Source organism: Marisediminitalea lipolytica (assembly GCF_001758465.1).
Lineage (GTDB): Bacteria > Pseudomonadota > Gammaproteobacteria > Enterobacterales > Alteromonadaceae > Alteromonas > Alteromonas lipolytica.
The window spans coordinates 120,238-145,980 of the sequence record NZ_MJIC01000015.1 but is presented as its reverse complement, the minus strand read 5'-3'; the positions used below and the strand labels follow the sequence as shown (position 1 = coordinate 145,980).

Sequence of the window (25,743 nt, the reverse complement as noted above, 5' to 3'; positions counted from 1 at the left end):
AAACCAACTCGTTGTTATGCCGAAGCAAGCTGTGACTGACGTGCAAACCCTGACCAGTGCGACAGGATCAAATCACGTTTTTTCTCACGCAGGTTCTTTACCTGCATTAACTGTTCAGGATCCTGAGTCAGTGCCAGGGTTAAGCCTTCTACGCCCAGCGTGGCAAAGATATCTTTGATCATCTTGGGGCCAACGCCTTTAATTTCTGCTAAAAAGGCTTCCAGCTCGACTTTGCTGTAACTCACCTGAGGTGCCTGCATCACGTCGCTATCGTCCTGCTGCGCATCTTCCAGACCCACTTCCTGATGCTCCAAATGTAAGTCCGGGATATGACGGCTTAATGATTGCGGGATGTAGTTATCCTGAAAGTTCCAGTACTCGCTTGGCCACTCTTCGCCATCGCGCAGTTCAACCGGCAACAGCGGGTACTGCTCACGACTGACCATGGCTAAACTGTCGGCACAGTCGTAGCTTGGCGTGTATTCACCAAAGGTAATGTGGCGCATGGTACGCAGTAATGACGAGCGGATTTTGCCCAGTTCTTCCCAGTTAAACAGCGGGATAAACGGCTTTTTAAAGGTATCTTCTGCCAGCATCCACATAATGTACTGACCAATCCAGTCACGCACGTAAGGAAATGCCGCAAAGGCAGTAGCGCATTCCAGAATGCGGAACTTGCCATCGGTACCCAGCGCAATATCACACGCCCAGTATTCGGCCTGGGCGGCTTTAGACGCACGGGCAGCAATATCCAGCGCTTCTTTGGGTACATCCTGATAATCCATGGAACCGCCCTGACTGGTATTGGTTAACCAGTGGCCGGTAGGCGGACGACGCCAGAAGGCACAAATGGGTTTATGCCCCACCAGCATCACACGAATATCCGCCGCCATGGGCACAAATTCCTGCACGTAAACCGGATAGTATTTCTTCTGGCCAATCAGTGCGCTGGCCTCACTAAAGCTATCCACCTTATGCACAAAGTAACCGCCGTAGTTAGACGGCCCGTAAGACTTTTTAATGATCTTCGGATAGCTGGTGGCCGTTAAGAATTCCATCGCCTCGGATTTTTCATAAAAGATATGCGTGGTGGGAATAGGCAGATCGTGCTTGCGGCAAAAGTGCGTCACATTTTCTTTGGATTTGTTGGCAAACTGCGCATCCAGCGACGGAATAAAACGCACGTCTGGCAGCTCCCGGGCAATTTCGCGGAAGGTTTCATACGCGGTGGCCGGTACGTTACCAATTAAGATATCGATACCCTTTTGCTTTACTTCACGAATAAAACGGGCCTTATCGTTACCCCAGTGGTATACCACACTCTCAATAGGGTCGGGCCAGCCTTTAAAGTTGGATTTATCAAAAAAACGCAGTACGTGATCAAGGTATAAAAAGCCAATCTTCGGCAGGTTCGATGTTGTTGTCCGGGATGTTTTGTTTGGCTGTTTCATAACTAGGCACTCAGTAATTCGATAACGGTTTGTTTAGACTGGTCGTGATGATGCGCTTTGGCTTTGCGCTCAATAAGGCTAACCACTTTTTCGATTTTCAGGTCGTTAAAGTTAAGGCCCATGGCTTCCTGCTCAGGCGTAGCAAAGGCCGGAATACCGTTCACTTCGAGAACCACATACTCTTCCGTCTCGCGGTCATAGATAATATCGACACCAGCGATTTCCAGGCCGGTGACTTTGGCCGCCTTAATCGCAATATTAACGATTTCGTCATTGGGCTCGCGCATGATCACTTTGCCACCGCTGGTCACGTTGGTTTTCCAGTCATCCGCCGGAGCCTGGCGGCCATAACAGCCAACAAACTCGCCATCGACGATATCGATACGAAAATCCGTCATGTCGTAGTTAACAAAGCGTTCAATATAGAAATGCTGAATATTGGTTTGATCAAGAAACGGAATGAGCATATCCAGTGAGCGTTCATCTTCAATTTTTACGATGCCCATGCCGCCCCAGCCGTCGGTTGGCTTATACACCAGGCGACCACCCCATTCGCGGATGGTATTTTTGAGAATTTGTTTTTCGTTGCGATTACACAGCCGGTAATCAGGGGTCCGCAGTCCGGCGCGCGCTAGGCGCTGTGAGGTACGGAATTTGTCTTCCGACAGAGCAAAGGAGGCAAAGTTGTTTAAGCAAGGGATGCTCTCATCCAGCACCTGATACAAATACACCTGATATTGTGACTGCTGACCCGCGTTATAAGAAAAGAATGCGTCCAGCTCATCCATCGCCACGTTATTGCACATTATGTGACCCGCTTTGGCGTACGCATTGGCAAGATTGAGATCGGTGATGACAGCAACATCCCGTTCCCGCAGTTGATTGATAATTTTGGACTGGATGACGTCGCCGCCACCGTTTTTGTACATCCACATTCCGGCTGTATACATCGACACCTTGATACCTTTTGTATGAAGAATTTAAAGAACAACAAGCCCGTAATACTTGTTTAGTAGCTCAGAAAACATCGAGTGACGTTGTGCGCACTTCCATGAGCGGTGCCCAGTAAACGGCTGATTTATGACAGTGTGATGACGACTTTTTAACCTACATGAATTGTTCAAAAAAGTGTCATCCCGCGTTCATCCTCGGCCTATAAAAATGCGCCAGCCAATTGTTAAGGAATCAACATGTCTGCCGATTTTGCCGAGCTAGCGACGCTCATCAACCTCAATTCTCATAGTCACAACAAAGCGGGTATCGACGCCAATGCCGCGATTTTTTCGCGCTGGATGGAAGCGCTTGGCTACACCACAAAAACCTTTCACCGGGAAACTATCGGCAACCATGTGTTATACAGCGCACCGGTTAGAAGCGGCCCGCGTGTGCTGCTACTTGGCCACTTGGATACCGTTTTTCCGCCGGGTACCTTTACCGACTTTGCTGAAGATGAACAATGGATCTACGGACCCGGCGTGTGCGATATGAAAGGCGGCAATTATGTTGCGCTTTGTGCGCTGCGAAATGTGCTTAGCCAGCAGGGACAATTAGGCAATATTGATATGCTGCTGGTGAGTGACGAAGAGACCGGCAGTGACGACAGTAAAACACTCACGGCCGAACTGGCACCAAACTATGATATTGCGCTGGTATTTGAAGCCGCGGGTAAAAACAACGAAGTCGTTATTGCCCGTAAAGGCATTGCCACGTACTTTATCGATATTACCGGCAAGGGTGCCCATGCGGGAAATCATTACAGTGACGGTGTAAACGCTAATCTGGCTGCGGCGCACCTTACCATACACCTGACATCCCTGACCGACCTGGATAAAGGCACTACGGTGAATGTGGGCAAAATCAAAGGCGGACTGAGCGCCAATACCATTTCACCGCAGGCACAACTGGTGGTGGAAGCCCGTTTTACTTCGCATCATGAAAAAACGCGTATTCTGACTGCGTTTAATCAACTACCAGAGCATAACCCGGTAGCGGGCAGTCATATTACCGTTTCAGGCGGCCTGCAACGGGATGTGATGCAGCCTTCTGATAAACAGCAGCAACTGCTACAGCAAATTACGGAAATTCTGGGTTATCCCTTGCCCACCGAAAGACGGGGCGGGGTGAGTGACGCTAATGTCACTGCCGGCGCGGGCGTGGCAACCCTGGATGGCTTTGGCCCTTTTGGTGACGGCGATCACACCATTCATGAGCGCGCCAGTAAGCAAAGCTTTAACCAGCGCATTGATGAAGTAAGTAAAATTCTGGCGGCGTTCAACCAGCCGCAATGAAGGCGTTAAGCCTGTCGGCGGCTATTTGCACTAAGCGCTGCCGGGCATCTTTTGCCGACCATGCAGAATGCGGCGTGATAAGCAGGTTGGGTAAATCGGCATTGAGCAGCGGATGATCTGACGGTGGCGGCTCTACCGACAGGGTATCCAGCGCCGCGCCGGCAATAACACCATTATTGAGGGCGCTAACCAGCGCAGCCTCATCAATTAATCCACCTCTGGCAGTATTAATCAGCAGTGCTGAGGACTTCATCAGCGCCAGTCGCTCCGCATTCATCATCTTTTCGGTTTGCGGACTCAACTGGCAATGCAGGCTCAGTACATCAGCTTCGGGCAACAGTGTATCCAAAGGCTGCCGATCCGGCGCGTCAGTGCCGGGCCGGGCTGCAACAGAAACTCGCATTCCAAATGCCCGGGCGAGTTCAGCAAAACGCTGACCCAGAGTGCCATAGCCCACAATAACCAGATGCTTGCCGGCTAATTCCATCACCGGGTTATCCAGTAAACAGAAAAACGGCGAACGTGACCAGTCACCCTGTTTTACCTGTTGCCGTGTGGGCACAAAAGAAGTGGCCAGATTGAGCAGTAACATCATGGCATGCTGGGCCACGGAATCAGTGCCGTAACCATCCACATTTTTCACCACAATATTGTGTTGCTGGCAGTAATCGGTATCTACGTTATTGGTGCCGGTAGCCAGCACGCCAACGTATTTTAACTGTGCGGCCTGGCACAATGAATCTGCATTAAGCACAACCTTGTTTACCAGCACAATGTCAGCGTCGCGGATACGCTCATCCACCTGTGCCGGGGTAGTCGCCGGATATCGAATCAGCTCTATGGGCAGCGCAGAAAACTCGTCGAGCGTAAGATCGGTTCCCAGAGAATCGCCGTCAAGTATGACTGCGCGCATCATAAGGATTCGATGATCCGCTCCAGGGCGGTTTTAGTGCGTGCAGGAACAGGCACTACGCGGTTTGTTTCGCGATCGACAAACACCTGTACAAACTGGCCATGAGCCACCCGGCGCTCATTAGTGCCGGCATAAATAGAAACGCCATAGGTAACCGAACTACGACCAATTTTGGCCACACGAACGCCAACGTCTACGTCTTCCGGATAGGCCACATGAGAAATAAACTGGCACTGCGAACTCACCACATGGGCAATTACCGGACTGGTTCGAAAATCCATCCCCGCTTCATCACATAAAAAGCGGTTCACGGCGGTATCAAAAAAGCTGTAAAACACTACGTTATTAACGTTGCCGTAAATATCATTATCCTGCCAGCGAGTCGGCAGGGTAACCTGATACGGATAATCGCTGAGCGAGGGGGTAATGTCCGTCATAATACTTTTTTCCTTTATTGACTGACAGCCTGGCGAGGCAGCAACTGCCATCGCCCAAAACATAACACTACGCCATTTAAGGTCCGGTTTAAACCTCGTTTATGCGCGGGTTTGGCCCTGACCCAGCACCACAAATTTTTCGGTTGTCAGTGACTCGGCCCCCATGGGGCCATAAGCGTGTAATTTACTGGTCGAAATACCAATCTCTGCACCCAGACCTAATTCGCCACCATCAGAAAAACGTGACGATGCATTAACCATGACGACAGCTGAGTTTATGTCGCGAATAAAGGCATTAGCCGTGGTGTAGTTCTGAGTGGCAATTACTTCAGTGTGACCCGAACCATACTCGGTGATATGTGCTATAGCATCATCGTAACTGTCAACGACCCGAACCGCAATTTCCATCGCCAGGTACTCTGCCTGCCAGTCTGCATGGGTAGCAGAAACGGCTTCGTCAAAGTGACAAATAGATGAGTCACAGGCATGGATCATGGTGTTGTGCTTTTTCAGCATCGCTGCGGCACGGGGCAGAAATTCGTCTGCCACGGCACGATGCACCAGACAGGTTTCCAGCGCATTGCACACACCGGTGCGCTGAGTTTTACCGTTTTCCAGCAGATTCAGCGCTTGTTCAAGATCGGCGTGTTGATCCACATACAAGTGGCACACGCCCTTATAATGCTGAATAACCGGGATCTGGCTACGCTCACTAACGTACTCAATAAGCCCTTCGCCACCGCGGGGAATAATCAGGTCGATGTCGTCTTTCAGGGTCATCAGTTTGTTCATGATTTCGCGATTTGGATCGGGGATCACCGTTACCGCAGCCGGGTCGATATCAAACTCCCGCAGCACGTGATGAATACAGGCGGCCAGTGCCAGATTAGAATGCAGCGCTTCTTTACCACCACGCAAAATCACCGCATTACCCGCTTTAAAACACAGCGCGGCGGCGTCGATGGTCACATTCGGGCGCGACTCGTAAATCATGGCGATAACGCCAAGGGGAATACGCATTTTGCCCACCTGAATACCACTCGGCATGGTTTTCAGTTCTTTGATTTCGCCCACAGGATCAGCCTGATTAGCAATAGAGGCAACCGCACTGGCGATGGCCATGACACGCTCTTCGGTAAGGGTTAAGCGGTCGACCATAGCGGCGTCCAGCCCCACCGTTTTGGCATGTTCCAGATCCAGCTGATTAGCGCTCAGAATATTGCTGACCTGACTAATCAGATGTTTGCTTATAGCCATCAGTACGGCGCGCTTTTGTTCGCCGCTTAAACTGGCAACCTGTCTGGCCGCGACTTTCGCTTCGCTGGCCGCTTGCTTTATTGAGAAACTCATTTCGTCTCCTTATCTATCCGGCGGGTTTGAGCAATACCAGATCGTCGCGATGAACCACCTCTTCGCCGCTGTCATAACCCAGGATATTATTGATCTGCGAGCTCTTCGCGCCCTTGATTTGCCGCAACTCCTTGGCACCGTACAAGGCAATCCCTTTGGCCAGTGTCTGGCCATTACACTCAATCTCTACTGCATCACCGGGCTTAAAGTGACCACTTACTTCCACTATACCCGAGGGTAACAAAGATGCCCCTTTGTTAACCAATGCACTCTTAGCGCCATCATCCACATTAATTTTACCGCGGGTTTTAAGGGTATGTTCTAACCATAACCGGCGGGCAGTTGTGTGCGACTGCTGTGCTTTAAACAACGTACCGGGAATCTGCCCTTCCTGTAGCGCATCGAAAACCGAACCGTTGCGACCATTCACAATCAGGGTTTGAATTCCGCTGCGCGTGCACTTGTCTGCGGCTTCGATTTTGGTTCGCATACCGCCGGTGCCCACCGAGGTCCCCGCACCGCCGGCTATAGCATAAATATCTGGCGTAATATGCTCAACTTCAGGGATCAGGGTAGCATCGGGATTCTTACGCGGGTCGGCGCTGTATAGTCCATCGATATCCGAACAAATAATCAGTGTATCAGCACCTGCTACCAACGCGGTGTAAGCGGCCAGATTATCGTTATCGCCGACTTTCAGCTCTTTAACCGCCACCGTGTCGTTTTCGTTTACGATGGGCAGCGCCTGATGGTTCAGCAATTCCCGAATTGTATTTTTGATATTTACATAGCGGGTACGGTCATGCAGATCATCGGAAGTCAGCAGCACCTGAGCGCAGGGAAAATCAAAAAACCGTTGCCAGTTGGCCATCATATCAATCTGGCCAATCGCCGCCATGGCCTGCTTTTCGGCAATGGAGGCCACATGATTAACCGGTATTTTGGCGCGTCCTGCCGCTACGCTGCCAGAAGAAACCAGGATAATTTCTTTACCCGCCTCACGGCTTGCGTTAATAAACTGTGCGATAGGAAGTAAGTACCGGCCACTGCATTGCCGCCCGTCTGGCGCAATCAAGGCGCTTCCAATTTTAATGACAGCGCGTTGCCAGGAAAATGTACTCATTTGGGTGCTAAAAATCGATAAATAAACGGGGGAGTAAGAATATTACAACGCGCCCACAAAACAAACAAAAACCGCCAATAAAAAGCTCTGTAGCGCTGTGTTTGCGTTCAGTTTTTGGCTATTTACGGTCAATAGCTGGCAAATATCTTCGTATTAGAATTAAACTATGTAGCTTCTTATAATTATAGGCAAAGGTGCGTCTGGGCATTCCCTTCACGTAATTCTGCGCCAATTACCATTTAACGACGAAGGAATACCTATGAACAAGCGTATGCCGAAGTTAGTTTGGTTAATGCCAGTGCTGACGATGATGTCGGCCTCATCAGCGTTTGCTGACGGTGCAATCAAACAAACCAAAGGTGATTTTGAGGACAAGTTCCGCCAGTTGGAAGAGGTTTTACCTACGCCAAACGTTTATCGTAACGCGGCGGGTGAACCAGGCCATCAGTACTGGCAGCAAAAAGTTGACTATGATATCGATGCCACGCTGGATGAAGAAAAGCGTCGTATTGATGCCAGCGAAGAAATTGTTTATCACAACAACTCACCGGATACGCTGAAATATCTGTGGATTCAGCTGGATCAGAACAAATTCCGCGACGACTCCATGTCGGCATTAACCACTACCTTTGGTGGTATTGGCAACCGTGGACCCGCCACCTCGGCAGCGTCTGGTGATTCACCGGCTAAGCTTTCACTGGGTGCACTGCGCCGCCAGCAGTTTGTTGACGACAACGAGCTGGGTTATCAGATTAAGAAAGTCGCCGATGGCCGCGGTAAAGCACTGCACTACGTCATTGTTGGCACTCTGATGCGTGTTGACCTTGCTGAGCCATTAAAGCCAGGCAAGAAAACCGAAGTTAACATCGACTTTGGCTACAACATTGTAGAAGAAGATGCCGTATCTGCCCGTTCTGGTTACGAGCATTTCCCGGATGATGAGCGCGAAGGCGGCAACGACATCTTCCTGTTGGCCCAATGGTTCCCACGTCTGGCTGCTTACACCGACTACGAAGCCTGGACTAACAAAGAATTTATCGGCCGTGGTGAGTTCACTCTGGAATTCGGTGACTACGACGTATCGATGACCGTACCGGCTGACCATATTGTGTCATCTACTGGTGTACTGCAAAACCCGAAAGACGTGCTAACCAGCGAACAGCGTAAGCGCCTGGAGCAGGCCGAAACGGCTGATCGCCCGGTGTTTATCGTGACGCCGGAAGAAGCGCTGGAAAATGAAAAAGAAGGCACCAGCAAAACCAAAACCTGGCATTTTAAAGCCGACAACGTACGTGACTTTGCCTGGGCGTCTTCCCGTAAGTTTATGTGGGATGCTAAAGGCGTTAAGCAGGGCGGTCCGCAGGAACACGTAATGGCGATGTCTTTCTGGCCGAAAGAGGGCGGTGACCTGTGGAAGAAATATTCTACCGAGTCTATCGTTCACACGCTGGAAGTATACAACCGCTTTACCTTTAACTATCCGTACCCGACTGCACAATCAGTAAACGGCCCGGTAGGCGGCATGGAATATCCCATGATCACCTTTAACGGCCCGCGCACAGAGCTGCAGGATGATGGTTCGCGTACCTATTCCCTGGCTGAGAAGCGCTTCCTGATTGGCGTGGTAATTCATGAGGTGGGTCATACTTACTTCCCAATGATCGTTAACTCTGACGAGCGTCAGTGGACCTGGATGGACGAAGGCTTAAACAGCTTCCTCGACGGCGTTGCCGGTCGCGAATGGGATCCGGACATTCCATGGGGTGTTGAACCACGCGACGTAACAGGTTACATGAAGTCACAAACTCAGGTACCGATCATGACACAGTCTGATTCTGTACTGCGTTTAGGTCCCAATGCCTACACCAAGCCTGCGGTTGCTCTGAATATTCTGCGTGAAACCATTCTGGGTCGAGAGCTGTTCGACTTTGCATTTAAAGAATATGCCCGGCGCTGGATGTTTAAACGTCCTACACCGTCTGATTTCTTCCGTACTATGGAAGAAGCTTCAGGTGTTGATCTGGACTGGTTCTGGCGCGGTTGGTTCTACACCACTGATCACGTGGATATTTCAATCGACAAAGTGTACAAACTGCGTTTAGACACCGAAGATCCGGATATCGATTATGCCCGTGAGCGTCAGATCGAAAAAGACAAGCCAATGTCGCTGACGGTTGAACGTAACGCCGCAGAAGGCCGTAAACTTTGGGTGGATCGCTTCACTGATATTACTGACTTCTATGACGAAAACGATCAGTTCACTGTAACCAACAAAGAACGTAACAAGTACCAGAGCTGGCTGAAAAAGCTCAAGCCGTGGGAACGTACTGCGTTTGAGCGTGCGGTTAAAGAAGACAAAAACTACTACGTGATGGAATTCTCTAACGTTGGTGGTTTGGTAATGCCGATTATTCTGGAGCTGACTTTTGCTGATGGCAGCAAAGAAATGATGCGCATTCCGGCTGAGATCTGGCGTCGTACACCTAAAGCGGTAAGCAAGCTGATCGTGACCGACAAAGACAAAGAGCTGGTTAGCGTTACTGTTGATCCGCGTTGGGAAACAGCTGATGTTGATGTGGAAAACAACCATTATCCACGTCAGATCATTCCTTCACGTATCGAAGCGTACAAGTCTAAGCCAAGTTCAGCGAAAGTTCGCCGCGATATCATGCAGGATATCAAAACCGAGCTGAAGACTGACGATAAAGAAGGCGAGAAGAAAGAAGGTGATGACAACTAAACTCAAGCGAGTGAAAAGTGTCATGCAGGCAGGGCTTTATGCCCTGCTGTTATTTATGGCCTGCGGCCAGGCAGTGGCACACCAGCAGAAAACCGCAATTACCACAGTATTGTTTAATCCGCGTACCGGTAATATTGAAATTATGCATCGTTTTAATCTGCACGATGCCGAACATGCGGTAAAAGCCCTGTTCAAGAAAACCGCCGATATTCTGGACGATACGGAAACGCAAACCGCCTTTGCGGAATATGTGGCTAATCGTTTTATGCTAGAAAACGCCAAAGATGAATCGCTGCCACTTAACCTGGTAGGTTATGAGGTAGAAGGTAAACACTTCTGGGTGTATCAGGAAACAGCGCAACCACCCGCGCTGGAAGGCCTGAAGATTCGCCATGATGCGCTGCGTGATTTATGGCCGTCACAGGTCAATACTATCAATGTGGAAGGTAACGGCGATCTGCAAACGCTGACCTTCAGCGATAGCGTTGAACTGCTGGAAGTCCACTTTTAATCAACGTTTAAGCACCGGTTGATGCCGGTGCTGACGTTTTTGTACCAGCTCAGACCAAGGTCGCATTTGACCTGCCCTGTGTAAGTCGTCATCATGCTCTAAACAACAACAGGGCAATATGAATGACCGACACCAAGCAAACTGATACCCCCGAAATCGCCAAAAAAAATGTGATATGGGTATACCTGTCCGGCGCGATGGCGCTAACCATTATTGTAATGATGTTTTTACCTAACAGCGGCATGGGCGATGGCCTGATGGCCATTTACGGCAGCATGTTATGGTGTGGTATTTTTGGTGCCTCACTGGCCCGTTATCTGGATAAAAATGGCTGGCGCGGCTTTGCCCTGGGCAGCGCGGCAGGTATGTTGATCCAGGTGTTGTCTACGTTCGTTTAAGGCGATATGAGCCAAACACCGAAAAGTAAGCCTGTTCCCAGTTCCCGCATTGCCCGGCTCTCGCGGATAGGTTCTCTGGCCACCAAAATTGCCGGTTCGGTGATCACCAATGGCGCCACTAAATTACTCTCCGGCGAGCGGCCAGTGTTATCAGACCTGGTGCTCACGCCCAAAAACATCCAGCGCATTACCACTCAGCTAGCATCATTACGCGGTGCAGCCATGAAACTTGGTCAGCTAATCTCAATGGACAGCGGCGAACTGCTCCCGCCAGAACTCAGTGCCATTTTAGCCCGCCTGCGGGAAGACGCCGATCCCATGCCTAAAGCGCAGCTCCAGCAGGTGCTGGATGACGCCTGGGGAGCAGGCTGGAACGACAAACTGCTGTATTTTTCCTATGCACCAATTGCGGCCGCCTCTATTGGCCAGGTACACAAAGTCATTACCATGGATGGCCAGACCCTGGCGGTTAAAGTGCAATATCCCGGCATTGGTAATAGCATCGACAGCGATGTAGACAACGTCGCCAGCATCATTAAATTATCCGGCTTGTTGCCCGGCTCATTCGATCTTAAACCGTTGCTCTCGGAGGCCAAACTGCAATTGCATGACGAAGCGAATTACCAGCGCGAAGCGCTGATGATGAGCCGCTATCAAACTGCCTGCGCAGGCTACCCCTGTTTTGTGGTTACTGAGGTCTACACCGCATTGAGTACCGACAAAGTGCTGGCGATGACACACCTGAACAGTGTGCCGGTGGAAGCGCTGGCCGACCAGCCACAGGCGCAACGTAACGCACTAATGACCGAGCTTTTCCGCTTGTTCTTTGATGAAGTGTTTACTTTCAGGCTTATCCAAAGCGACCCGAACATGGCCAACTACCGCTATATGCCGGAGACAGAGCAGATTGCGCTGCTGGATTTTGGTGCCTGCCGGGAGATACCTGCCGCGATCTCCGCTGGCTATTTACAGCTACTGCGTGCCATGGCCACAGATGATATGCCCGGCGTGGCAGAGGCAGCACTGAGCATTGGCCTGATGCAGGAAAGCCATAGCGAAACGCAGCAGGCCAGCGTGCTCGCCATGGGCCGACTCGCCTGCGAAGCTTTGTATAATGACGGACCTTATGACTTTGGTGCCAGCGATTTGCTGAGCCGTTTGCAACAGGCTGGAATGGCACTGAGCTTTGAGCAGGATTTCTGGCATGTACCGCCTATCGATGCGGTGTTTATTCACCGCAAACTCGGTGGGTTATATCTGCTGGCCAAACGTTTAAACACCCAGGTGGATTTGCGTGACGCGGCCAGCAAATGGCTCTAGTAAGGTAAATCCATACTGAATGGCAAGGCCATGGAATGCCCGGCCTTAGGCGGATTACCAATCATCTCATCGTAGGGGGTGTCGTGGGTCATAAATGAATTACCAACCTTGCAATGGGCAAAAAATTCCCGGATGTGCCCGGCACTGAAAAAGCGCATCGGCTGATCCTTGGCGTTATAAACCAAACCAGTTTTTCCGTCGATGGTCAGTTGCACCAGATAAACATTCATTTCAAATGACTGCACCTCCAGGTTCTCAATGTCCAGCGGTGTATTTTCGATTTCGCTACTCAAAAACTTGTACATGACAACTCCCGATTTAATGGCATTAGCGTTGATACGAAAAAGTCCGAAGAAAAGATGATGTGAACCGATCGGGCACTAAATCATCTATAAAATCGTACCTGTTAACGGTTTACTCTTGCCGCTAAGTCCTGTATTCAATAATGATAGGAGTGGTAAGTCAGTTTTCAAAAATTGAAAAGATTTGCAATTGCGCATTGATTTTCACCGGATTGTCATTAACTCTGATAGTATGGAAATCCGCAGCCAATGATCAAGGTAGACAAATATGAGCGAAAATTCTGAGCAACGATCCTGGTTACCTTACGCCATTGTCGGTGGTGTAATAGTTGTAGTGCTACTGGTCGTTTTATTGTGGCCCTCATCAGCGCCTGAGCCACAGCCGGTCACTGAACCCGTAACGCCTGCGGTTGCCCAACCTGAGCCGATTGAACCAGAGCCCACCGATACATTTGAGGCCACACCACCGCCTGAACCGGTAGAAATCGATCCGGATCAGGAAATTGAGCCGATGCCTGAGCCCGTTGCAGAACCCGAGCCGCTGGATATCAGTGATACTGCCATTAAAACCGCGTTAGAAGCCATAGCCACCTCTCCGACCTTAAGTCGATTGCTGGTAAATGACGGCCTGTTACAACGCTTTGTGGTCTCAACCACTAATCTGGCCAATAACGAGATGGCGCCCAATCACCGTTTGCTGACACCGCCGGATCAAGATTTCAGGGTTTACACCCAGGCTAATCGCGAGTGGATTGATTCGGCCAGCTATAAGCGTTATACCCCTTATGTTGACGCGCTGGAATCGATGAGCAATGAAGATTTAATCGAGCTGTACAGCACTTACGAAGAAGAGATTCAGGCCAAATATGCTGAAATCGGAGACCCGGACCAACCCTTCAGTGAAGTGCTGATTGAAGCCATTGATACCTTACTGGATACCCCGGAAGTGAAAATGCCGGTAGAGGTTTACACCGACTCGGTTATGTACAAGTATGCTGATGACCGCCTGGAAAACTTATCCGCCCCGCAGAAACAACTGCTGCGAACTGGTCCGGATAATATGCGCCGCATCAAGGCCAAACTGCGTGAACTCAGAGACAGCCTGATGGCGCAGTAAAGATTACCTTTACACTGTTAAAACAAAGCCACCAAAAAGGTGGCTTTGCTGTTTCTGGCTTATGATAAGTGTCAGTGCTTAATCCTGATAGCGAGCAGCAATAGCCTGAAATTCAGGCTCCAGAACAATAAATGCATCAACAATCACCGGATCAAAATGCGAGCCTCTGCCGTCAAGAATAATGGTTCGGGCCTGCTCATGTGTCATGGGCTCTTTGTAAACCCGGCGACTGATCAGCGCGTCATAAACATCGGCCACAGCCATTAATCGTGCCGATAACGGAATATCCACGCCGCTGAGGCCCTCGGGGTAGCCACTGCCATCCCACTTTTCATGATGGCTATAAGCAATCTCCCGGGCGAGTCGCAAAAAAGAGGTCTTGGAAACGTCCTCATCACCCACATCCTGTAGTTCAGCTTCAGCTTTGGCAATGGCATCGCGGCCCAGTGTAGTATGGGTTTTCATGACATCAAACTCGTTATGATCCAGTTTACCTGGCTTTAGCAAGATAGCGTCTGGGATCCCCACTTTACCAATATCATGCAACGGCGCTGACTTAAACAAAGGCTCGACCACGCCCTGGGGTAGCTCTTTGGCATAGGGGCCCTGCAGCTGTAAGTACTCAGCCAAAGCCTTAACGTAATACTGCGTACGGCGTATGTGGTTGCCCGTTTCGTTATCACGGGTTTCCGCCAGAGAGGCAAGACTGTGAATGGTGACATCCTGGGTTATTGCCAGCTCTCTGGTGCGCAATTGAACCTGCTCTTCCAACTGCTGATTGTGCGCTTTCATTGCCTTTTGCGCCTGACACAGCTGAATATGGGTACTTACCCGGGCCAGCACCACAGGCGGCGAAAAAGGCTTGGTAATGTAGTCCACAGCACCGACTTCAAATCCCCGGGTTTCATCCTGCACCTCTCCCATGGCAGAAATAAAGATCACTGGAATATCCCGGGTATCCGGACTCGCCTTTAGACGTTCACAAACGCTGTAGCCATCCATTCCGGGCATCATGATATCCAGTAAAATCAGATCCGGCGTGCTTTGCGACACACGTTGTAACGCCTGCGTACCGTCTTTGGCGGCAATCAGACGGTAATCAGATTTTAGTAAATCCATAAGAATATTAATGTTCATTGATTCATCATCAACGATCAGCACCGTAGGTTTATTCTTCATTAGAAAGCTCCTTGCTGGTTCCCAGGGATAATTTCAACGTGTGCAGATATTGCAGCGCGTCATCAAAATCGAAGGAATTAATGGCTTTAGTCAGTGCACTAAATGCCGCCTTTTGTGACACTGAAGTAATGAATGGTTTAAGTAAAGGCAGTTGCTCCGCCGCGTCCAGGTCCGCTTCATTAAGCAGCATTTCCAGTCGCGCAAGGAGATCTGGTAATTGCGTATAATCCACAGACTTGCCAGTAACTCCCTGAGGCTCAGCCTCGCGGGCCACATCCAGCACCTGTTCGATTGAGGTTAGTACCACATTAAGGGCGATACTGAATTTACTGAGGCAGGTAAATAACGCCGCTGGTTCGCTATCTTTAACGACATGTTGTTCAAACTCACCGGCGACGTCGGCAAGCTCTGTAGCACCGATAGCAGCCGCTACTGAACGCAATGTATGCAGATATCGCCTGGTTGTGTCCAGATCAGCCTGATCCATCACACGGGCCAGAGTGTTATCCATATCGCTATAATTATCTTTAAACTGACCTAATAACGAACGATATAACTTACGATTTCCTCTGACTGAGCGTAATCCGGCACACGTATCGACGCCGTCTAAATTTACGCAGTCCGGCTCTGTGCCAGCCGGAACATCAGTCATATGCCGTGATTCCAGCGCCGCGGATGACAACCACTTTGTCAGCAACGTAAACAGGGCATTTTCGTCAAAGGGTTTGGCGATATGTTCGTTCATCCCCAGCTGCAAACACTTATCGCGAATGCTTTCCTGAGCATGCGCAGTCATGGCAATAACGGGTAAATCCTGCCACATCATGTTAGCCCGGATATGCCCGATAGTTTCAAAGCCATCCATGACAGGCATATCAATGTCCAGTAAAACTAAATCGATCTTATGCTGCTTTAAAAGAGTTAGCGCTTCTACACCGTTGCCGGCAATCATAACCTCAATACCGTATGCTTCGAGCAGTTCGTTGGCTACCTGCTGATTAATCGGGTTATCCTCCACCAGCAGTACTCTGGTACCCAGCAAATGCTGGATATCATCCGGAGCATTAACTGAAACTGGCAAATCAGAATGTGTAGCAGAGCTTGCTGAAGCATAAAATGACAGTAACTGATCGGCCAGCGCTATGCTTGAAAGTGGCTTAGCCAGAATGGCGATATCGGTTAACTGATGCTGCGCAATCTGTGCCAGTGCATCTTCGCGGCTATAGGCGGTGACTAACACGCAGTGGAGCGGGTGCTTGTGATGCGCCTGAACGGCCCTAAGCTGATGCAGGGTTTCTATCCCATCGAGCCCCGGCATCTGCCAGTCGACAATGGCAAAATCAAAAGGCGCTGACGCAGACTCAAGTAACTGCAGGGCTTGCTCACCCGAGTCGGTTGCACTTACCTGCATGCCCAAACTTTGTAATGCTTCGGTGATGATGTTACGAGCTGACTCGGTATCATCAACAATGAGTGCCCGTTTGCCTCGCAACAGGGAGATTTCATTTTTAGCCTGAGCAACCGTCGCCGTGCGCTCAAAAGGTATGCTAAAGAAAAATTCGCTACCACGACCTGTTTCGCTGCTAACACCAATGCAGCCCTGCATGGCCGTAACCAGCTTTTTGCAAATGGCCAGACCCAGCCCCGTGCCGCCAAATTTTCGGGTTGTGGAGCTATCCGCCTGAGAAAACGACTCAAAAAGCCGGGATTGCTGCTGTTCAGACAGACCAATACCGGTATCTTTAACACTAAATGTTAACGTGGCCTGATTATCTTCCTGGTGAGTCACCTCGACCCGCAACACAATCTCGCCTTGTTCAGTAAATTTGATCGCATTACTGATCAGGTTGGTGAGGATTTGATTAAGCCTGAGCGGATCGCCGATAAGCCGTTGCGGCACCCTGGCATCACAATAAAATAAAACTTCGAGCCCCTTTTCCTCAGCGCGCAAACAGTTCATGGCGAAAACCTGGTTAACCACATCCTGCAAACTAAACTCAATGTGTTCTATATTGAGCTTGCCAGCCTCAATCTTTGAAAAATCGAGGATATCGTTCAGTATGCTCAGCAGAGCGGTGGCTGACGTCTGAATTTTTTCAAGGTAGTCTTTTTGTTTGTCATTTAGCGGTGTCTTTAACGCCAGGTGACTTAAGCCAATTACCGCATTCATTGGCGTTCGTATTTCGTGACTCATATTGGCTAAAAAGTCACTTTTAGCACGGTTTGCCGCAATGACCTCTTTCTCCATTTGTTTACGCTGCGTGATATCCGTGCGAATAGAGACATACTGAAAAGGACGTTGCTGCTTATCCAAAAAGGGCACAATGGTGGAGGCCACCCAGTAAACACTGCCATCCTTTGCCCGGTTTTTAATGTCTCCACGCCACACCTTACCGGCCCGAATAGTTGACCACAGATCAATAAACAGCTCATCGGGCGTATCCGGACTTCTAACCAGACGGTGATTTTGTCCCATCAGTTCTTCGTGAGTATATTTACTTAAATCACAAAAACGCTGATTGGCATAAGTAATATTGCCCCGTTTGTCGGTAATACTCACAATGGCGTGCTGGTCGAGGGCAAACTTCTGAAAATTAAGCTGCTCGATGGTTTGTTTGAGGGTTGCCGACACCCGGGTGATGCGAAACATGTAAAACGCCAGAGCCAGCGTCAGTAAAGCTGCCAGTAAAATAGTTAGCCCGCGATAGTAGCTGGCCCTTCGCTCTATGCCGTGGTACAGCTTTAAATACTGATTAAACAAATCTCGCAGCGCTGCTTCGGTAGGTACGTTAAACGCAATCTGCACCAACTCATCCACTTCAGCTTTATATTCTTCCACCAGCTCTGCATGCCTTAATACCAGCCGTAATGCTTCCTGATCAAAATCACCACTGTTTTTCAGCTGCGAGTTAACTAAAACCATCTGTTGTCTGGTCGCATCGACAGTCTGAGGATCGGATGACAGATTTAACTGCAGGATAAGGCGAACCAACCGATGCAATGATTCAATCAGGTCTTGTTGTTCAACCTTATCCAACGTAGCCGTAAAATTGTCTACCGCCGTTGGCAGATACTGCAGGGAGTTTTTTAACACGGCATTGTGAGACTTAAAGTCTTCCAAAGATTCGCGCTGCGCCATTAATAATGCAAGGTAGCGTTCGGTTGGCTTTTTGATGTCGGCAAACCACGCTCTTTCACCCAGAGTCACTTGCAACTGTTCGCTTTGTTGAAACAGGCGCTTATTGGTATAAACCAGCTCGTCATAACTGCCAACCAGGCCATAGCGGGTAACAATCAGTGCACGCTGAAACTCTGCCTCCAGCTCTCTCAGTTCAGAAATGACGCCGACAATCTCACTGTGTTTTTCGGTGTCGGCCAATTGGCTACGAGAATATAAAAATGCCAACAACAACATTGCGGCCAGTAAACCCGCCACAATCAGCCCGGATGTTTTATCCAGTGTGTGCAGTCCGCGCTTCATTTTGCATCTTCCGGTAATTCACCCGTTAGCGAATGTAAAAAAGCGACGATAGCCTGCTGATCGGCTGGTGGGATTTTTCGACCAAGCTGATAATAAGCCATGACTTCAACCGCAGCTTCCAGCGACTGCGCCGAACCATCGTGGAAATAAGGCGCAGTCTCGGCGATATTTCGTAGCGAGGGCACTTTAAACTCAAATTTATGCTCTTCTTTGCCCGTAACATTGTAGCGACCATAATCTGCGCGGGTTAAGTTACCTCGTTCGCTAAAATAATCCCTGACCACGCCCATTCTCTCAAACATGTTGCCACCTACATTTACGCCCTGGTGGCACGAGGAACAGCCATAAGATTTGAACAGTTTATAGCCCCGTTTTGCCCGTTGTCCAAGCGCCGCTAAATCCCCCCGCAGATAACGATCGAAAGGGCTGTTTGGTGTGATTAAGGTTTTCTCGTAAGAGGCGATAGCATCCTTGATAACCTGCTCAGACAGCGGTTCGGCATAAGCTTGTTGTATGGCAAGCAGCAGGTCTTTATCTGCCTTTAACTTATCCAGAATTTCTGGCCAGGAGCTGGCCATTTCATGTTGGTTGTGGATTGGCCCATCAATTTGCGCTTCCAGCGAAGCCGCCCGACCATCCCAGAAAAATAAAAAGTTAAACGCGCTGTTAAACACCGTTGGCGCATTAACGGGTCCTTTAGCTCCCTTAACACCAATAGAGGTAGCTAATCTGTCGGTTCCCCCAAGTTCAAGTCGGTGGCAGCTGGCACATGAGACGGTGTTGTCTGCCGACAGGCGGGGATCGTTGTATAATAGTTTACCAATATTTGCCTTCAGCGGGTTCTGCTGATGAACTAACGGAATAGGGATAATGGGTTCAGACGACAGAAATCCGCTATACGCCCCCCCCTCCCCATAAGAGGACGAGACAAAAAACAACAAGCATAAGGGGATGATCGAGCTGCACGTGAAGCGAATCGGTAATATCCTATAGCACCAGGGCAAATAAATATTTCTCTTTCTAAAAATAGTCTCTGTTCACGTTATCGCCACTAAACTAAAGGCTAATTTAGTCCAATTCTACCAACCTGCATTTACGCACTGACTGTTCAAAATTAATACTGATCAAATATTGTACTAGCTCGATTTGTCTGACATATTAGTTATGTAATATACACCGCCACTGAACAGGGAGAGTCCAATGCGGAACACGATTATTAGTGTTAACCTCATACAACCACTGTTTTTCGCAACCTTTCCCGGAGTAAAAGTACTCGCAATAAAATCACCTTTGTGGCTCTTAAGGGTTATAGCAACTCTTTGTTTAATGCAGCCTGGCGAGCTACTGGCTCAGCCAACTATCTACTTTGCGGGCCTCTCCTATCTCGGCGAGGCGAAGCATGCCAAAGCTAACTATCCGGTAGTTACCAGCATCAATGTTTCGCCCGGGAAAGGACAAGCGGCACCACTAGACAAAGCATTTCGCACAATGCTGGAGCAAACTGCAGGCCTGCCTTATAAGATTGCTGCCGGCGAGAAGGGAGACTACGAGTCCGGACCAGCCATTGCTATGACACTAGCCATCGAGAGAGAGACGGTTAGCGTGGATAAGTTTCCCGACTACTACAAACTGGTGGCCGAAATCAGTGCGCAGATTCTGTTTTTTGATTTTCAGTCTATGCGACTGATAGCCAGTATTCCCCTGGACATAGCGCGCAACGATGTAGTTAGTGTTTACGACGACCTGGCACTTGCGAAAGAAACCAATGTAAAAGCGCTTTATCAGCCAGACAATAGCGATATCAATCTGTTTACCATTGCCCGGGACAGGATCCTGGAATCCCACTTACCTGAAGAAGATGCCCTGCGGTTTAAGGTTGATACATTATCTTTTGGCGACAAAGCCGCACCGCTGCTCCCGCCATCGCTGGCAGTAAATCCGTTAAGCCAGACCTTTGGCCAGTACTTTACGGCTCAGCTCGCGCAAAATGCCAGGCTCAATATGGTGCCCTACACCAAGGGTTATGCCATCGGTAATAAAATGTCCGGGCGCATGTCTAATGGTGATGTTTATCAGTTGGCTTTACCCGAGCCAGACTATGTCTTTGATCTCACTGTTACCAACTTTAAGGTCATGAAAAAAACCAATAAAAATCTTTACGCCGCCCGGGTGCTGTTAAACGCCCGTGAAGCCACGGATACCGACCTGCTGATAAACGATTATTTTCATTATGCCGTGCCTATGCTGGTGAGTAAGAACCAAAGTTCAGAAACCGACTGGCCCGGTTATGAAGATGCCCTCGAAATGCTACTGCTGGATATTGCGCATCAGTTAAAGGCGCCAGAGAAAAAATGGTTCGACACCCACACCCAGCAAAAGCGAAAAACCTACCAGACTTTTACCGCATGGAGCGAACAGTTTAATGAAATGTAGCAACCTAACCGCTAAATTATGGCTGATATTCATTATTGTATTTTCGGCTTTTCCTGCCACTAGTGCCGAATACAAAGGTGTTGTAGAGTACCCCTATTCAGGCTGGCTGGATGACGACGAGCGTGCAGCCGCTTACGCAGAAGCCAAGCTAAAAGCGGTTGAAACCTGGCTGGCAAAAACCCAGCAATACCAGTTGCCTAATTTTGCGCTGATTAAAGACGACATTAGCGCCAACATAGACGACTACCTGTTACAGTCGACCGTTATCTCAAAGAAAGAAAATAAAGACGACAATCTGTTCCGGGTGGTTATGCGGGTCAGCATTAACGAGTCAAAACTGCTGGCCAAACTCACCGAAGCAGGCCGGGGTCAAGCCGCGCCCAGCAACGAGGATCAGTACATTACCTTTGTTTTTGTGGCCCGGGAACTGGCTTCACGCATAGAAGCGAAAGACACCCAAAGTGGCGACTTTCAGCGCGGGGAAAATACCTGGCAAGCCACTACCACTAACGAAGTAGATTCAGCCGTTGGCGCGGTTTTTTCGGCGGCTAACTACTACGTAATAGACGCGGCGCTGCTGGAAGAAGAAACCGAAGGCCAGCTGGACGTTAATAATTTTATTATGGACTACGAACAGGGCGACGACCTGACCCCAGCAACCAAGCGCGACGCCATTCGTGGCTTAAGGGGCCTGCTGGATCCTGTGCAGTACCTGGCCATAGGCACACTGGACGTTGACGAACACAGCACTGATGATGTGAGTGGTTTATACCAGGTACCGGTTTCCGTAACCGCCAAAATTCTTGCCATCAAACGCCGCGGAGCCGCTGTAGCTTCGGTTGGACCGGTGCAATACATCGGCCTTGGCCCCACCCCTATTGTTGCTAAAAACAATGCACTCAAACTCGCAGCTGAAAAAATGGCTGCCGGGCTCATTGGACAACTCAGTTCTAAATCAATCTAATAAGGAAATAAAGCATGACTGTTTTTCGTTTTCGCCAGTTAGTTACGGCATCGTTGTTGTTAAGCGCAGTGGCAAGCTTTAACGCCAATGCCCAGTTTGGAGGCTTGTTCTCTGACGATGACAAAAAAGCCGCCCCCTGGGCCAAAGAAGCCTTTCTGACCAAAGATAACTGCGCTGATTTAAGTTACATGGACATGGCTGATTTTTTGGTGAAATACCTGCCGCTGAGCGGCGACGGTAAAAACATCAAAAAGGCCTCTGATCAGGTAATGACCTCCTACATACTGGCAGCCTTAGCCGTTAACCAGGCTAATATTTGTCTGGCCGAATCCCTCGACCTGAAAAGTGCTAAAGAAGAGCTGTTAAAAGAGCGGGAAATTCTTACTTCGGGCACCAGCCTGAGTGAAAAGGAAATAGAAAAGCACCGTGAGTATGCCGATGGTGCCAGTGCGGAGATTCGGGCAAAAACTCTGCAAACAAAGTTAATTGAACCCGCTCAGCAAAAGTCATTTGTACTCGGCGCCTCAACCTACCTGTTAGGAACCTATAAAACCTACGTGATTAAAGAAGATGCCGACAACCTGATGGAAGTGGCCGAAAAAGATGCCCAAAAGGAAAAGAAAAAATCTTCCGGCGGCTTTTCCATGGGCGGCCTGGTAGACAGTGTGAGTAAAGGAGGTGACTATGCTGCCGCAACGGGCACCTTGCAGGATGTGCTGGAAGGTTTACCAGAACACTTACCCAAGCTCGTTGCTACCGCAAAGTACTTTATTGAATACGCGCAATCCCAGGACCTGAAACTCGAGCCAGACGCCACAGAAGAATTTAATGAGGCAATAAGTTGGGACTAATAGTTAGCCTGAGTTTGTACAACTAATCTGAGTAACGACCGTGGCACGTCCACGGTCTTTTTTTTGCCCGATTAATACACTTTGATATTGAGTAACTTAGCCGGGTCCTTACGCTGAATTTTTAATTTAAACGCCTTTACGGCTTTATCCAGCGCCTGAGACTCTCTTTTATAATCCCGTCCCTTGGTTTGAAATGTCGCGTGGCCAATTTCACCAAACGCCGTTGAACTCACGTTTACTGTGGTTTGCAACTCGGCAATGTAAGCATCGCGCTTATCCTGATAAGCATCTACTGTGGTGGTCAGCTCAATGACATCCGTTTTGGCTGATTTGCTGGGAGCCAGGTTTACCCCTTGTTTGGATAACCAGTTACGAAACTCCTTGGCCACCAGCGTGTCGGCTTGCTGGTCATTCAGAAAAACCTGGTTAGCCGCGGTGGCTTGTTGCAGTTGCTTTAAATACTGGTTGTATTGCTGCACATACTGAGAGGTCGAAAAGGCGGGGGAGTAGTATTTGACCTGCATGATCAGGCGCTTTAACCGGGTAATGCTGGTGGCAGCTTCATTAGCCTGCAAAAACTGCATAAACGCCGACTGATTGAGCAACGCCTGCATTTGCGAAGTTAGGGTGCCATGCTCCACTTCAAACTGTGCTTTCAGATCGTTAGCCATTTTGGTTTTATCTAGCACCAGCTCAACCCAGTACACACTGCCTGACTGTTCCGTCTGATTTACATAAAAATACTTTAAATCTGTCGCGCCTACTTCGACCCGGGTATCCAGCGACATCTCACTGGAATAATCGTCATTAACCGCTTGTTCCTGCATTTGAAACAGCTGTTGAACCTGGCTGTTTACCTTGCCAGCCAGCTCGGCCAGAGCCATATTTTTGGCCTGCTCCAACGAGTTACCAGAACCGATACCATACATGTGAGCGTCGGTATCCTGAGTGCTTTTCTGTACCCAGCCGGGCATCTGAGCATGTGCACTGGTGGACAGCACAATTAATACACAGGTTAATGCCAGATAGCCTGACCAGAGCTGCTGAACGTCCTTCGTTGTCCATATCATGTTGTGGTCGCCTCCTGCTGATAGATTAGTTCAAAAAACAATCAATCTGAATATATCAGCAAACCCTCATAATGAACATCCCGATCCCGACTTAGTCTGACGACGATTCCAGTGTGACTTTTACACCGCCGGTCATTTTAGCCAACAGGTTATACAGCAGCGCCATAATAAAACTAAAAATATAGGTAAAGATAAAATAGATAATGGGCATAACGAAGGCCAGGACACCCGATGCAGCAAACGGCATCCCTGCGTCGTCAGGCATATTGGGTGCCATTGCAGACATTAAAAAAGTAAACGGCAGCATAAATACAAGCGAAATCACGGCAAAAACCAATGCCATGTGTAGCGCTACGGAATGAGGGGAAAGTTTGGTTAGTCGTTGTTGCATGATGTATTTCCTTGTTAGTTATAGGTGATTCCTCGATGTTGTTGCAGGGCCTTTCGCCGTCGACTTTGTAAAAGTACCGGGCATGGCATAAAGTGAGAAAACTTCACAACAACAAGAGCAAATAGTAATGAAGAAATTGGTTAAATCAATCCTGATGGGAACCGTTCTGCTACCAGTAAGTGTTTTACACGCAGCAACGATAATCCATGCAGGCAACGCTTTTACCGGCACCGACGACAAATTAACCGGTCCGGTATCCCTGACAATAGAAGATGACAAAATTACCCACGTTGATAAGGGGTATATCAAGGCTGGCGCAGAAGACACGCTGGTAGATTTAAAAGACGCAGTAATAATGCCGGGCTTTATGGATATGCATGTGCATTTAAGCTCGCAACAAAGCGGCACCGCCTCTTATCTGAAACGCTACACCCAGAACGAGGCAGACTACGCATTAGCAGCCGCCTATTACGCAGAAAAAACATTGCAGGCCGGATTTACCACGGTCAGAAATCTGGGCGACAGCTACAACGAAACGGTTGCCCTGCGTAACGCCATCAGTAAAGGGATGGCTGTGGGCCCGCGCATTTACACCGCAGCAAAATCCATTGCCACCACCGGTGGACATGCCGATCCCAGTAACGGTCTTGCAAAGCTACTGCGGCCAGATACCGGGCCTGAAAGCGGCGTAATTAATGGTGAAGCAGAAGCCCGCGAAGCGGTCAGACAACGTTACCAGGATGGTGCAGATGCCATCAAAATTACGGCAACAGGTGGCGTGTTGAGCGTGGCCAAAAGCGGTCAGAATCCCCAGTTTATGCCAGACGAGCTCGATGGCGTGGTGCAAACGGCCAAAGACTACGGAATGACGGTAGCGGTTCATGCCCATGGTAAAGAGGGAATGATCAGAGCCATTAAGGCGGGCGTGACATCTATTGAGCACGGCACCTACATGGACAATGAGGTCATGAAGCTGATGAAAAAGCATGGTACCTACTACGTGCCAACCATTCTGGCTGGCGAATTTGTGGCTGAAAAAGCCAAAATAGATGGCTACTTCCCGGAGATTGTTCGCCCCAAAGCGGCCGCCATTGGACCGCTGATTAAATCGACCTTTGGCAAAGCCTACAAAGCCGGCGTAAACATAGCTTTTGGCACCGACAGTGGGGTATCAGCGCACGGCGACAACGCCCAGGAATTTGGCTTAATGGTTGAGGCTGGCATGCCCCCTGCAAAAGCTATACAAGCCGCCACGATAAATGCAGCCACCATGTTGGGTATTGAAAATGAAGTCGGTACCCTGGAAGCCGGTAAATTCGCGGACATCGTTGCGGTTAAGGGCAATCCGCTTGACGATATTACGATTCTGGAGAATGTGCAGTTTGTCATGAAAGGCGGAAAAATTTACAAACAATAGGGGAGTT

The 25,743-nt window shown here is 49.3% G+C and carries 22 protein-coding genes; 10 read left to right on the top strand and 12 right to left on the bottom strand.

The window, feature by feature from the left end; genetic code table 11:
* Positions 1–14: 14 nt before the first annotated feature.
* Together BFC17_RS15140 and BFC17_RS15135 are read right to left on the bottom strand one after the other, a co-directional pair.
* The gene (locus tag BFC17_RS15140; RefSeq protein ID WP_070177340.1) at positions 15–1,451 is read right to left on the bottom strand and encodes an ATP-grasp domain-containing protein; all 1,437 of its coding nucleotides are present in this window, start codon (positions 1,449–1,451) and stop codon (positions 15–17) included.
* 2 nt (positions 1,452–1,453) lie between these two features.
* Positions 1,454–2,401 (bottom strand): ATP-grasp domain-containing protein, encoded by a 948-nt coding sequence (locus BFC17_RS15135; RefSeq protein ID WP_229680932.1) that lies wholly within the window; start codon positions 2,399–2,401, stop codon positions 1,454–1,456.
* A gap of 240 nt (positions 2,402–2,641) precedes the next feature.
* Between BFC17_RS15135 and BFC17_RS15130 the strand changes: the two genes are divergently transcribed.
* Entirely contained in the window at positions 2,642–3,739 is a 1,098-nt protein-coding gene (locus tag BFC17_RS15130) for a M20 family metallopeptidase (RefSeq protein ID WP_070177338.1), read from the top strand.
* Here BFC17_RS15130 and BFC17_RS15125 read toward each other — a convergent pair.
* From BFC17_RS15125 to proB, 4 genes are all read right to left on the bottom strand, one after another.
* Positions 3,723–4,655 carry a D-2-hydroxyacid dehydrogenase gene (locus BFC17_RS15125; protein ID WP_070177337.1) on the bottom strand — a complete coding sequence of 311 codons (933 nt, stop codon included), beginning with the start codon at positions 4,653–4,655 and terminating at the stop codon, positions 3,723–3,725. The two genes, BFC17_RS15130 and BFC17_RS15125, sit on opposite strands and share 17 nt — an antisense overlap.
* Entirely contained in the window at positions 4,652–5,089 is a 438-nt protein-coding gene (locus tag BFC17_RS15120) for an acyl-CoA thioesterase (RefSeq protein ID WP_070177941.1), read from the bottom strand. Before BFC17_RS15120 ends, BFC17_RS15125 begins: the two co-directional genes overlap by 4 nt.
* Before the next feature lie 99 nt (positions 5,090–5,188).
* Positions 5,189–6,439, bottom strand: a complete 1,251-nt coding sequence (locus BFC17_RS15115; protein WP_070177336.1) for a glutamate-5-semialdehyde dehydrogenase — start codon at positions 6,437–6,439, stop codon at positions 5,189–5,191.
* Positions 6,440–6,452: 13 nt separating this feature from the next.
* Positions 6,453–7,562 (bottom strand): glutamate 5-kinase, encoded by a 1,110-nt coding sequence (gene proB, locus BFC17_RS15110; protein WP_070177335.1) that lies wholly within the window; start codon positions 7,560–7,562, stop codon positions 6,453–6,455.
* A gap of 292 nt (positions 7,563–7,854) precedes the next feature.
* On the opposite strand from proB, the gene BFC17_RS15105 reads away from it, so the two are divergent.
* The 4 genes from BFC17_RS15105 (at position 7,855) to BFC17_RS15090 (ending at position 12,531) form a co-directional block, all read left to right on the top strand.
* Positions 7,855–10,302 (top strand): M1 family metallopeptidase, encoded by a 2,448-nt coding sequence (locus BFC17_RS15105; protein WP_373287161.1) that lies wholly within the window; start codon positions 7,855–7,857, stop codon positions 10,300–10,302.
* Between the two features lie 22 nt (positions 10,303–10,324).
* A complete protein-coding gene (locus BFC17_RS15100; RefSeq protein ID WP_070177333.1) occupies positions 10,325–10,813 on the top strand; it encodes a DUF6702 family protein in 489 nt (162 codons plus the stop codon).
* A gap of 122 nt (positions 10,814–10,935) precedes the next feature.
* Positions 10,936–11,211 (top strand): hypothetical protein, encoded by a 276-nt coding sequence (locus BFC17_RS15095; RefSeq protein WP_070177332.1) that lies wholly within the window; start codon positions 10,936–10,938, stop codon positions 11,209–11,211.
* A gap of 6 nt (positions 11,212–11,217) precedes the next feature.
* The gene (locus BFC17_RS15090; RefSeq protein WP_070177331.1) at positions 11,218–12,531 is read left to right on the top strand and encodes an ABC1 kinase family protein; all 1,314 of its coding nucleotides are present in this window, start codon (positions 11,218–11,220) and stop codon (positions 12,529–12,531) included.
* Here BFC17_RS15090 and BFC17_RS15085 read toward each other — a convergent pair.
* A complete protein-coding gene (locus BFC17_RS15085) occupies positions 12,528–12,836 on the bottom strand; it encodes a DUF6482 family protein (RefSeq protein ID WP_070177330.1) in 309 nt (102 codons plus the stop codon). The two genes, BFC17_RS15090 and BFC17_RS15085, sit on opposite strands and share 4 nt — an antisense overlap.
* Before the next feature lie 265 nt (positions 12,837–13,101).
* On the opposite strand from BFC17_RS15085, the gene BFC17_RS15080 reads away from it, so the two are divergent.
* Positions 13,102–13,950: a DUF3014 domain-containing protein gene (locus BFC17_RS15080; protein WP_070177329.1), complete on the top strand. Its 849-nt coding sequence runs from the start codon at positions 13,102–13,104 to the stop codon at positions 13,948–13,950.
* Between the two features lie 78 nt (positions 13,951–14,028).
* Here BFC17_RS15080 and BFC17_RS15075 read toward each other — a convergent pair whose 3' ends face one another.
* From BFC17_RS15075 to BFC17_RS15065, 3 genes are read right to left on the bottom strand one after another with little or no spacing between them, the layout of a single operon-like run.
* Entirely contained in the window at positions 14,029–15,129 is a 1,101-nt protein-coding gene (locus tag BFC17_RS15075) for a response regulator (RefSeq protein ID WP_070177328.1), read from the bottom strand.
* The gene (locus BFC17_RS15070; RefSeq protein ID WP_070177327.1) at positions 15,119–18,610 is read right to left on the bottom strand and encodes a response regulator; all 3,492 of its coding nucleotides are present in this window, start codon (positions 18,608–18,610) and stop codon (positions 15,119–15,121) included. The genes BFC17_RS15075 and BFC17_RS15070 overlap by 11 nt, the downstream gene beginning before the upstream one ends.
* Positions 18,607–19,548: a cytochrome-c peroxidase gene (locus tag BFC17_RS15065; RefSeq protein ID WP_217494037.1), complete on the bottom strand. Its 942-nt coding sequence runs from the start codon at positions 19,546–19,548 to the stop codon at positions 18,607–18,609. Before BFC17_RS15065 ends, BFC17_RS15070 begins: the two co-directional genes overlap by 4 nt.
* A gap of 388 nt (positions 19,549–19,936) precedes the next feature.
* On the opposite strand from BFC17_RS15065, the gene BFC17_RS15060 reads away from it, so the two are divergent.
* Genes BFC17_RS15060 through BFC17_RS15050 form a run of 3 tightly spaced genes read left to right on the top strand, consistent with a single transcriptional unit; the run spans position 19,937 to position 22,858 of the window.
* Complete coding sequence (locus BFC17_RS15060) at positions 19,937–21,043, top strand: hypothetical protein (protein ID WP_070177325.1); 1,107 nt, start codon at positions 19,937–19,939, stop codon at positions 21,041–21,043.
* Positions 21,033–22,007 carry a hypothetical protein gene (locus BFC17_RS15055; protein WP_070177324.1) on the top strand — a complete coding sequence of 325 codons (975 nt, stop codon included), beginning with the start codon at positions 21,033–21,035 and terminating at the stop codon, positions 22,005–22,007. Before BFC17_RS15060 ends, BFC17_RS15055 begins: the two co-directional genes overlap by 11 nt.
* A gap of 14 nt (positions 22,008–22,021) precedes the next feature.
* On the top strand, positions 22,022–22,858 hold the full coding sequence (locus BFC17_RS15050) for a hypothetical protein (RefSeq protein ID WP_070177323.1): 837 nt from the start codon (positions 22,022–22,024) through the stop codon (positions 22,856–22,858).
* A gap of 71 nt (positions 22,859–22,929) precedes the next feature.
* Here BFC17_RS15050 and BFC17_RS15045 read toward each other — a convergent pair whose 3' ends face one another.
* Together BFC17_RS15045 and BFC17_RS15040 are read right to left on the bottom strand one after the other, a co-directional pair.
* On the bottom strand, positions 22,930–23,928 hold the full coding sequence (locus tag BFC17_RS15045; protein WP_070177322.1) for an LPP20 family lipoprotein: 999 nt from the start codon (positions 23,926–23,928) through the stop codon (positions 22,930–22,932).
* A 91-nt stretch (positions 23,929–24,019) separates the two neighbouring features.
* Complete coding sequence (locus BFC17_RS15040) at positions 24,020–24,319, bottom strand: DUF3566 domain-containing protein (protein ID WP_070177321.1); 300 nt, start codon at positions 24,317–24,319, stop codon at positions 24,020–24,022.
* A gap of 127 nt (positions 24,320–24,446) precedes the next feature.
* Here BFC17_RS15040 and BFC17_RS15035 point away from each other — a divergent pair, with 127 nt between their 5' ends.
* Positions 24,447–25,736: an amidohydrolase family protein gene (locus BFC17_RS15035; protein ID WP_070177320.1), complete on the top strand. Its 1,290-nt coding sequence runs from the start codon at positions 24,447–24,449 to the stop codon at positions 25,734–25,736.
* Positions 25,737–25,743 lie beyond the last annotated feature (7 nt).

What these genes read in the sequence shown, in the direction of transcription:
- BFC17_RS15125 (WP_070177337.1), bottom strand. Translation starts at nt 4,655, where the DNA reads ATGATGCGCGCAGTCATACTTGACGGCGATTCTCTGGGAACCGATCTT.
- BFC17_RS15140 (WP_070177340.1), bottom strand. Translation starts at nt 1,451, where the DNA reads ATGAAACAGCCAAACAAAACATCCCGGACAACAACATCGAACCTGCCG.
- BFC17_RS15055 (WP_070177324.1), top strand. Translation starts at nt 21,033, where the DNA reads ATGAAATGTAGCAACCTAACCGCTAAATTATGGCTGATATTCATTATT.
- BFC17_RS15070 (WP_070177327.1), bottom strand. Translation starts at nt 18,610, where the DNA reads ATGAAGCGCGGACTGCACACACTGGATAAAACATCCGGGCTGATTGTG.
- BFC17_RS15040 (WP_070177321.1), bottom strand. Translation starts at nt 24,319, where the DNA reads ATGCAACAACGACTAACCAAACTTTCCCCTCATTCCGTAGCGCTACAC.
- BFC17_RS15095 (WP_070177332.1), top strand. Translation starts at nt 10,936, where the DNA reads ATGACCGACACCAAGCAAACTGATACCCCCGAAATCGCCAAAAAAAAT.
- BFC17_RS15080 (WP_070177329.1), top strand. Translation starts at nt 13,102, where the DNA reads ATGAGCGAAAATTCTGAGCAACGATCCTGGTTACCTTACGCCATTGTC.
- BFC17_RS15075 (WP_070177328.1), bottom strand. Translation starts at nt 15,129, where the DNA reads ATGAAGAATAAACCTACGGTGCTGATCGTTGATGATGAATCAATGAAC.
- BFC17_RS15035 (WP_070177320.1), top strand. Translation starts at nt 24,447, where the DNA reads ATGAAGAAATTGGTTAAATCAATCCTGATGGGAACCGTTCTGCTACCA.
- BFC17_RS15050 (WP_070177323.1), top strand. Translation starts at nt 22,022, where the DNA reads ATGACTGTTTTTCGTTTTCGCCAGTTAGTTACGGCATCGTTGTTGTTA.
- BFC17_RS15090 (WP_070177331.1), top strand. Translation starts at nt 11,218, where the DNA reads ATGAGCCAAACACCGAAAAGTAAGCCTGTTCCCAGTTCCCGCATTGCC.
- BFC17_RS15100 (WP_070177333.1), top strand. Translation starts at nt 10,325, where the DNA reads ATGCAGGCAGGGCTTTATGCCCTGCTGTTATTTATGGCCTGCGGCCAG.
- BFC17_RS15115 (WP_070177336.1), bottom strand. Translation starts at nt 6,439, where the DNA reads ATGAGTTTCTCAATAAAGCAAGCGGCCAGCGAAGCGAAAGTCGCGGCC.
- BFC17_RS15060 (WP_070177325.1), top strand. Translation starts at nt 19,937, where the DNA reads ATGCAGCCTGGCGAGCTACTGGCTCAGCCAACTATCTACTTTGCGGGC.
- BFC17_RS15135 (WP_229680932.1), bottom strand. Translation starts at nt 2,401, where the DNA reads ATGTATACAGCCGGAATGTGGATGTACAAAAACGGTGGCGGCGACGTC.
- BFC17_RS15045 (WP_070177322.1), bottom strand. Translation starts at nt 23,928, where the DNA reads ATGATATGGACAACGAAGGACGTTCAGCAGCTCTGGTCAGGCTATCTG.
- BFC17_RS15120 (WP_070177941.1), bottom strand. Translation starts at nt 5,089, where the DNA reads ATGACGGACATTACCCCCTCGCTCAGCGATTATCCGTATCAGGTTACC.
- BFC17_RS15105 (WP_373287161.1), top strand. Translation starts at nt 7,855, where the DNA reads ATGCCAGTGCTGACGATGATGTCGGCCTCATCAGCGTTTGCTGACGGT.
- BFC17_RS15085 (WP_070177330.1), bottom strand. Translation starts at nt 12,836, where the DNA reads ATGTACAAGTTTTTGAGTAGCGAAATCGAAAATACACCGCTGGACATT.
- BFC17_RS15130 (WP_070177338.1), top strand. Translation starts at nt 2,642, where the DNA reads ATGTCTGCCGATTTTGCCGAGCTAGCGACGCTCATCAACCTCAATTCT.
- proB (WP_070177335.1), bottom strand. Translation starts at nt 7,562, where the DNA reads ATGAGTACATTTTCCTGGCAACGCGCTGTCATTAAAATTGGAAGCGCC.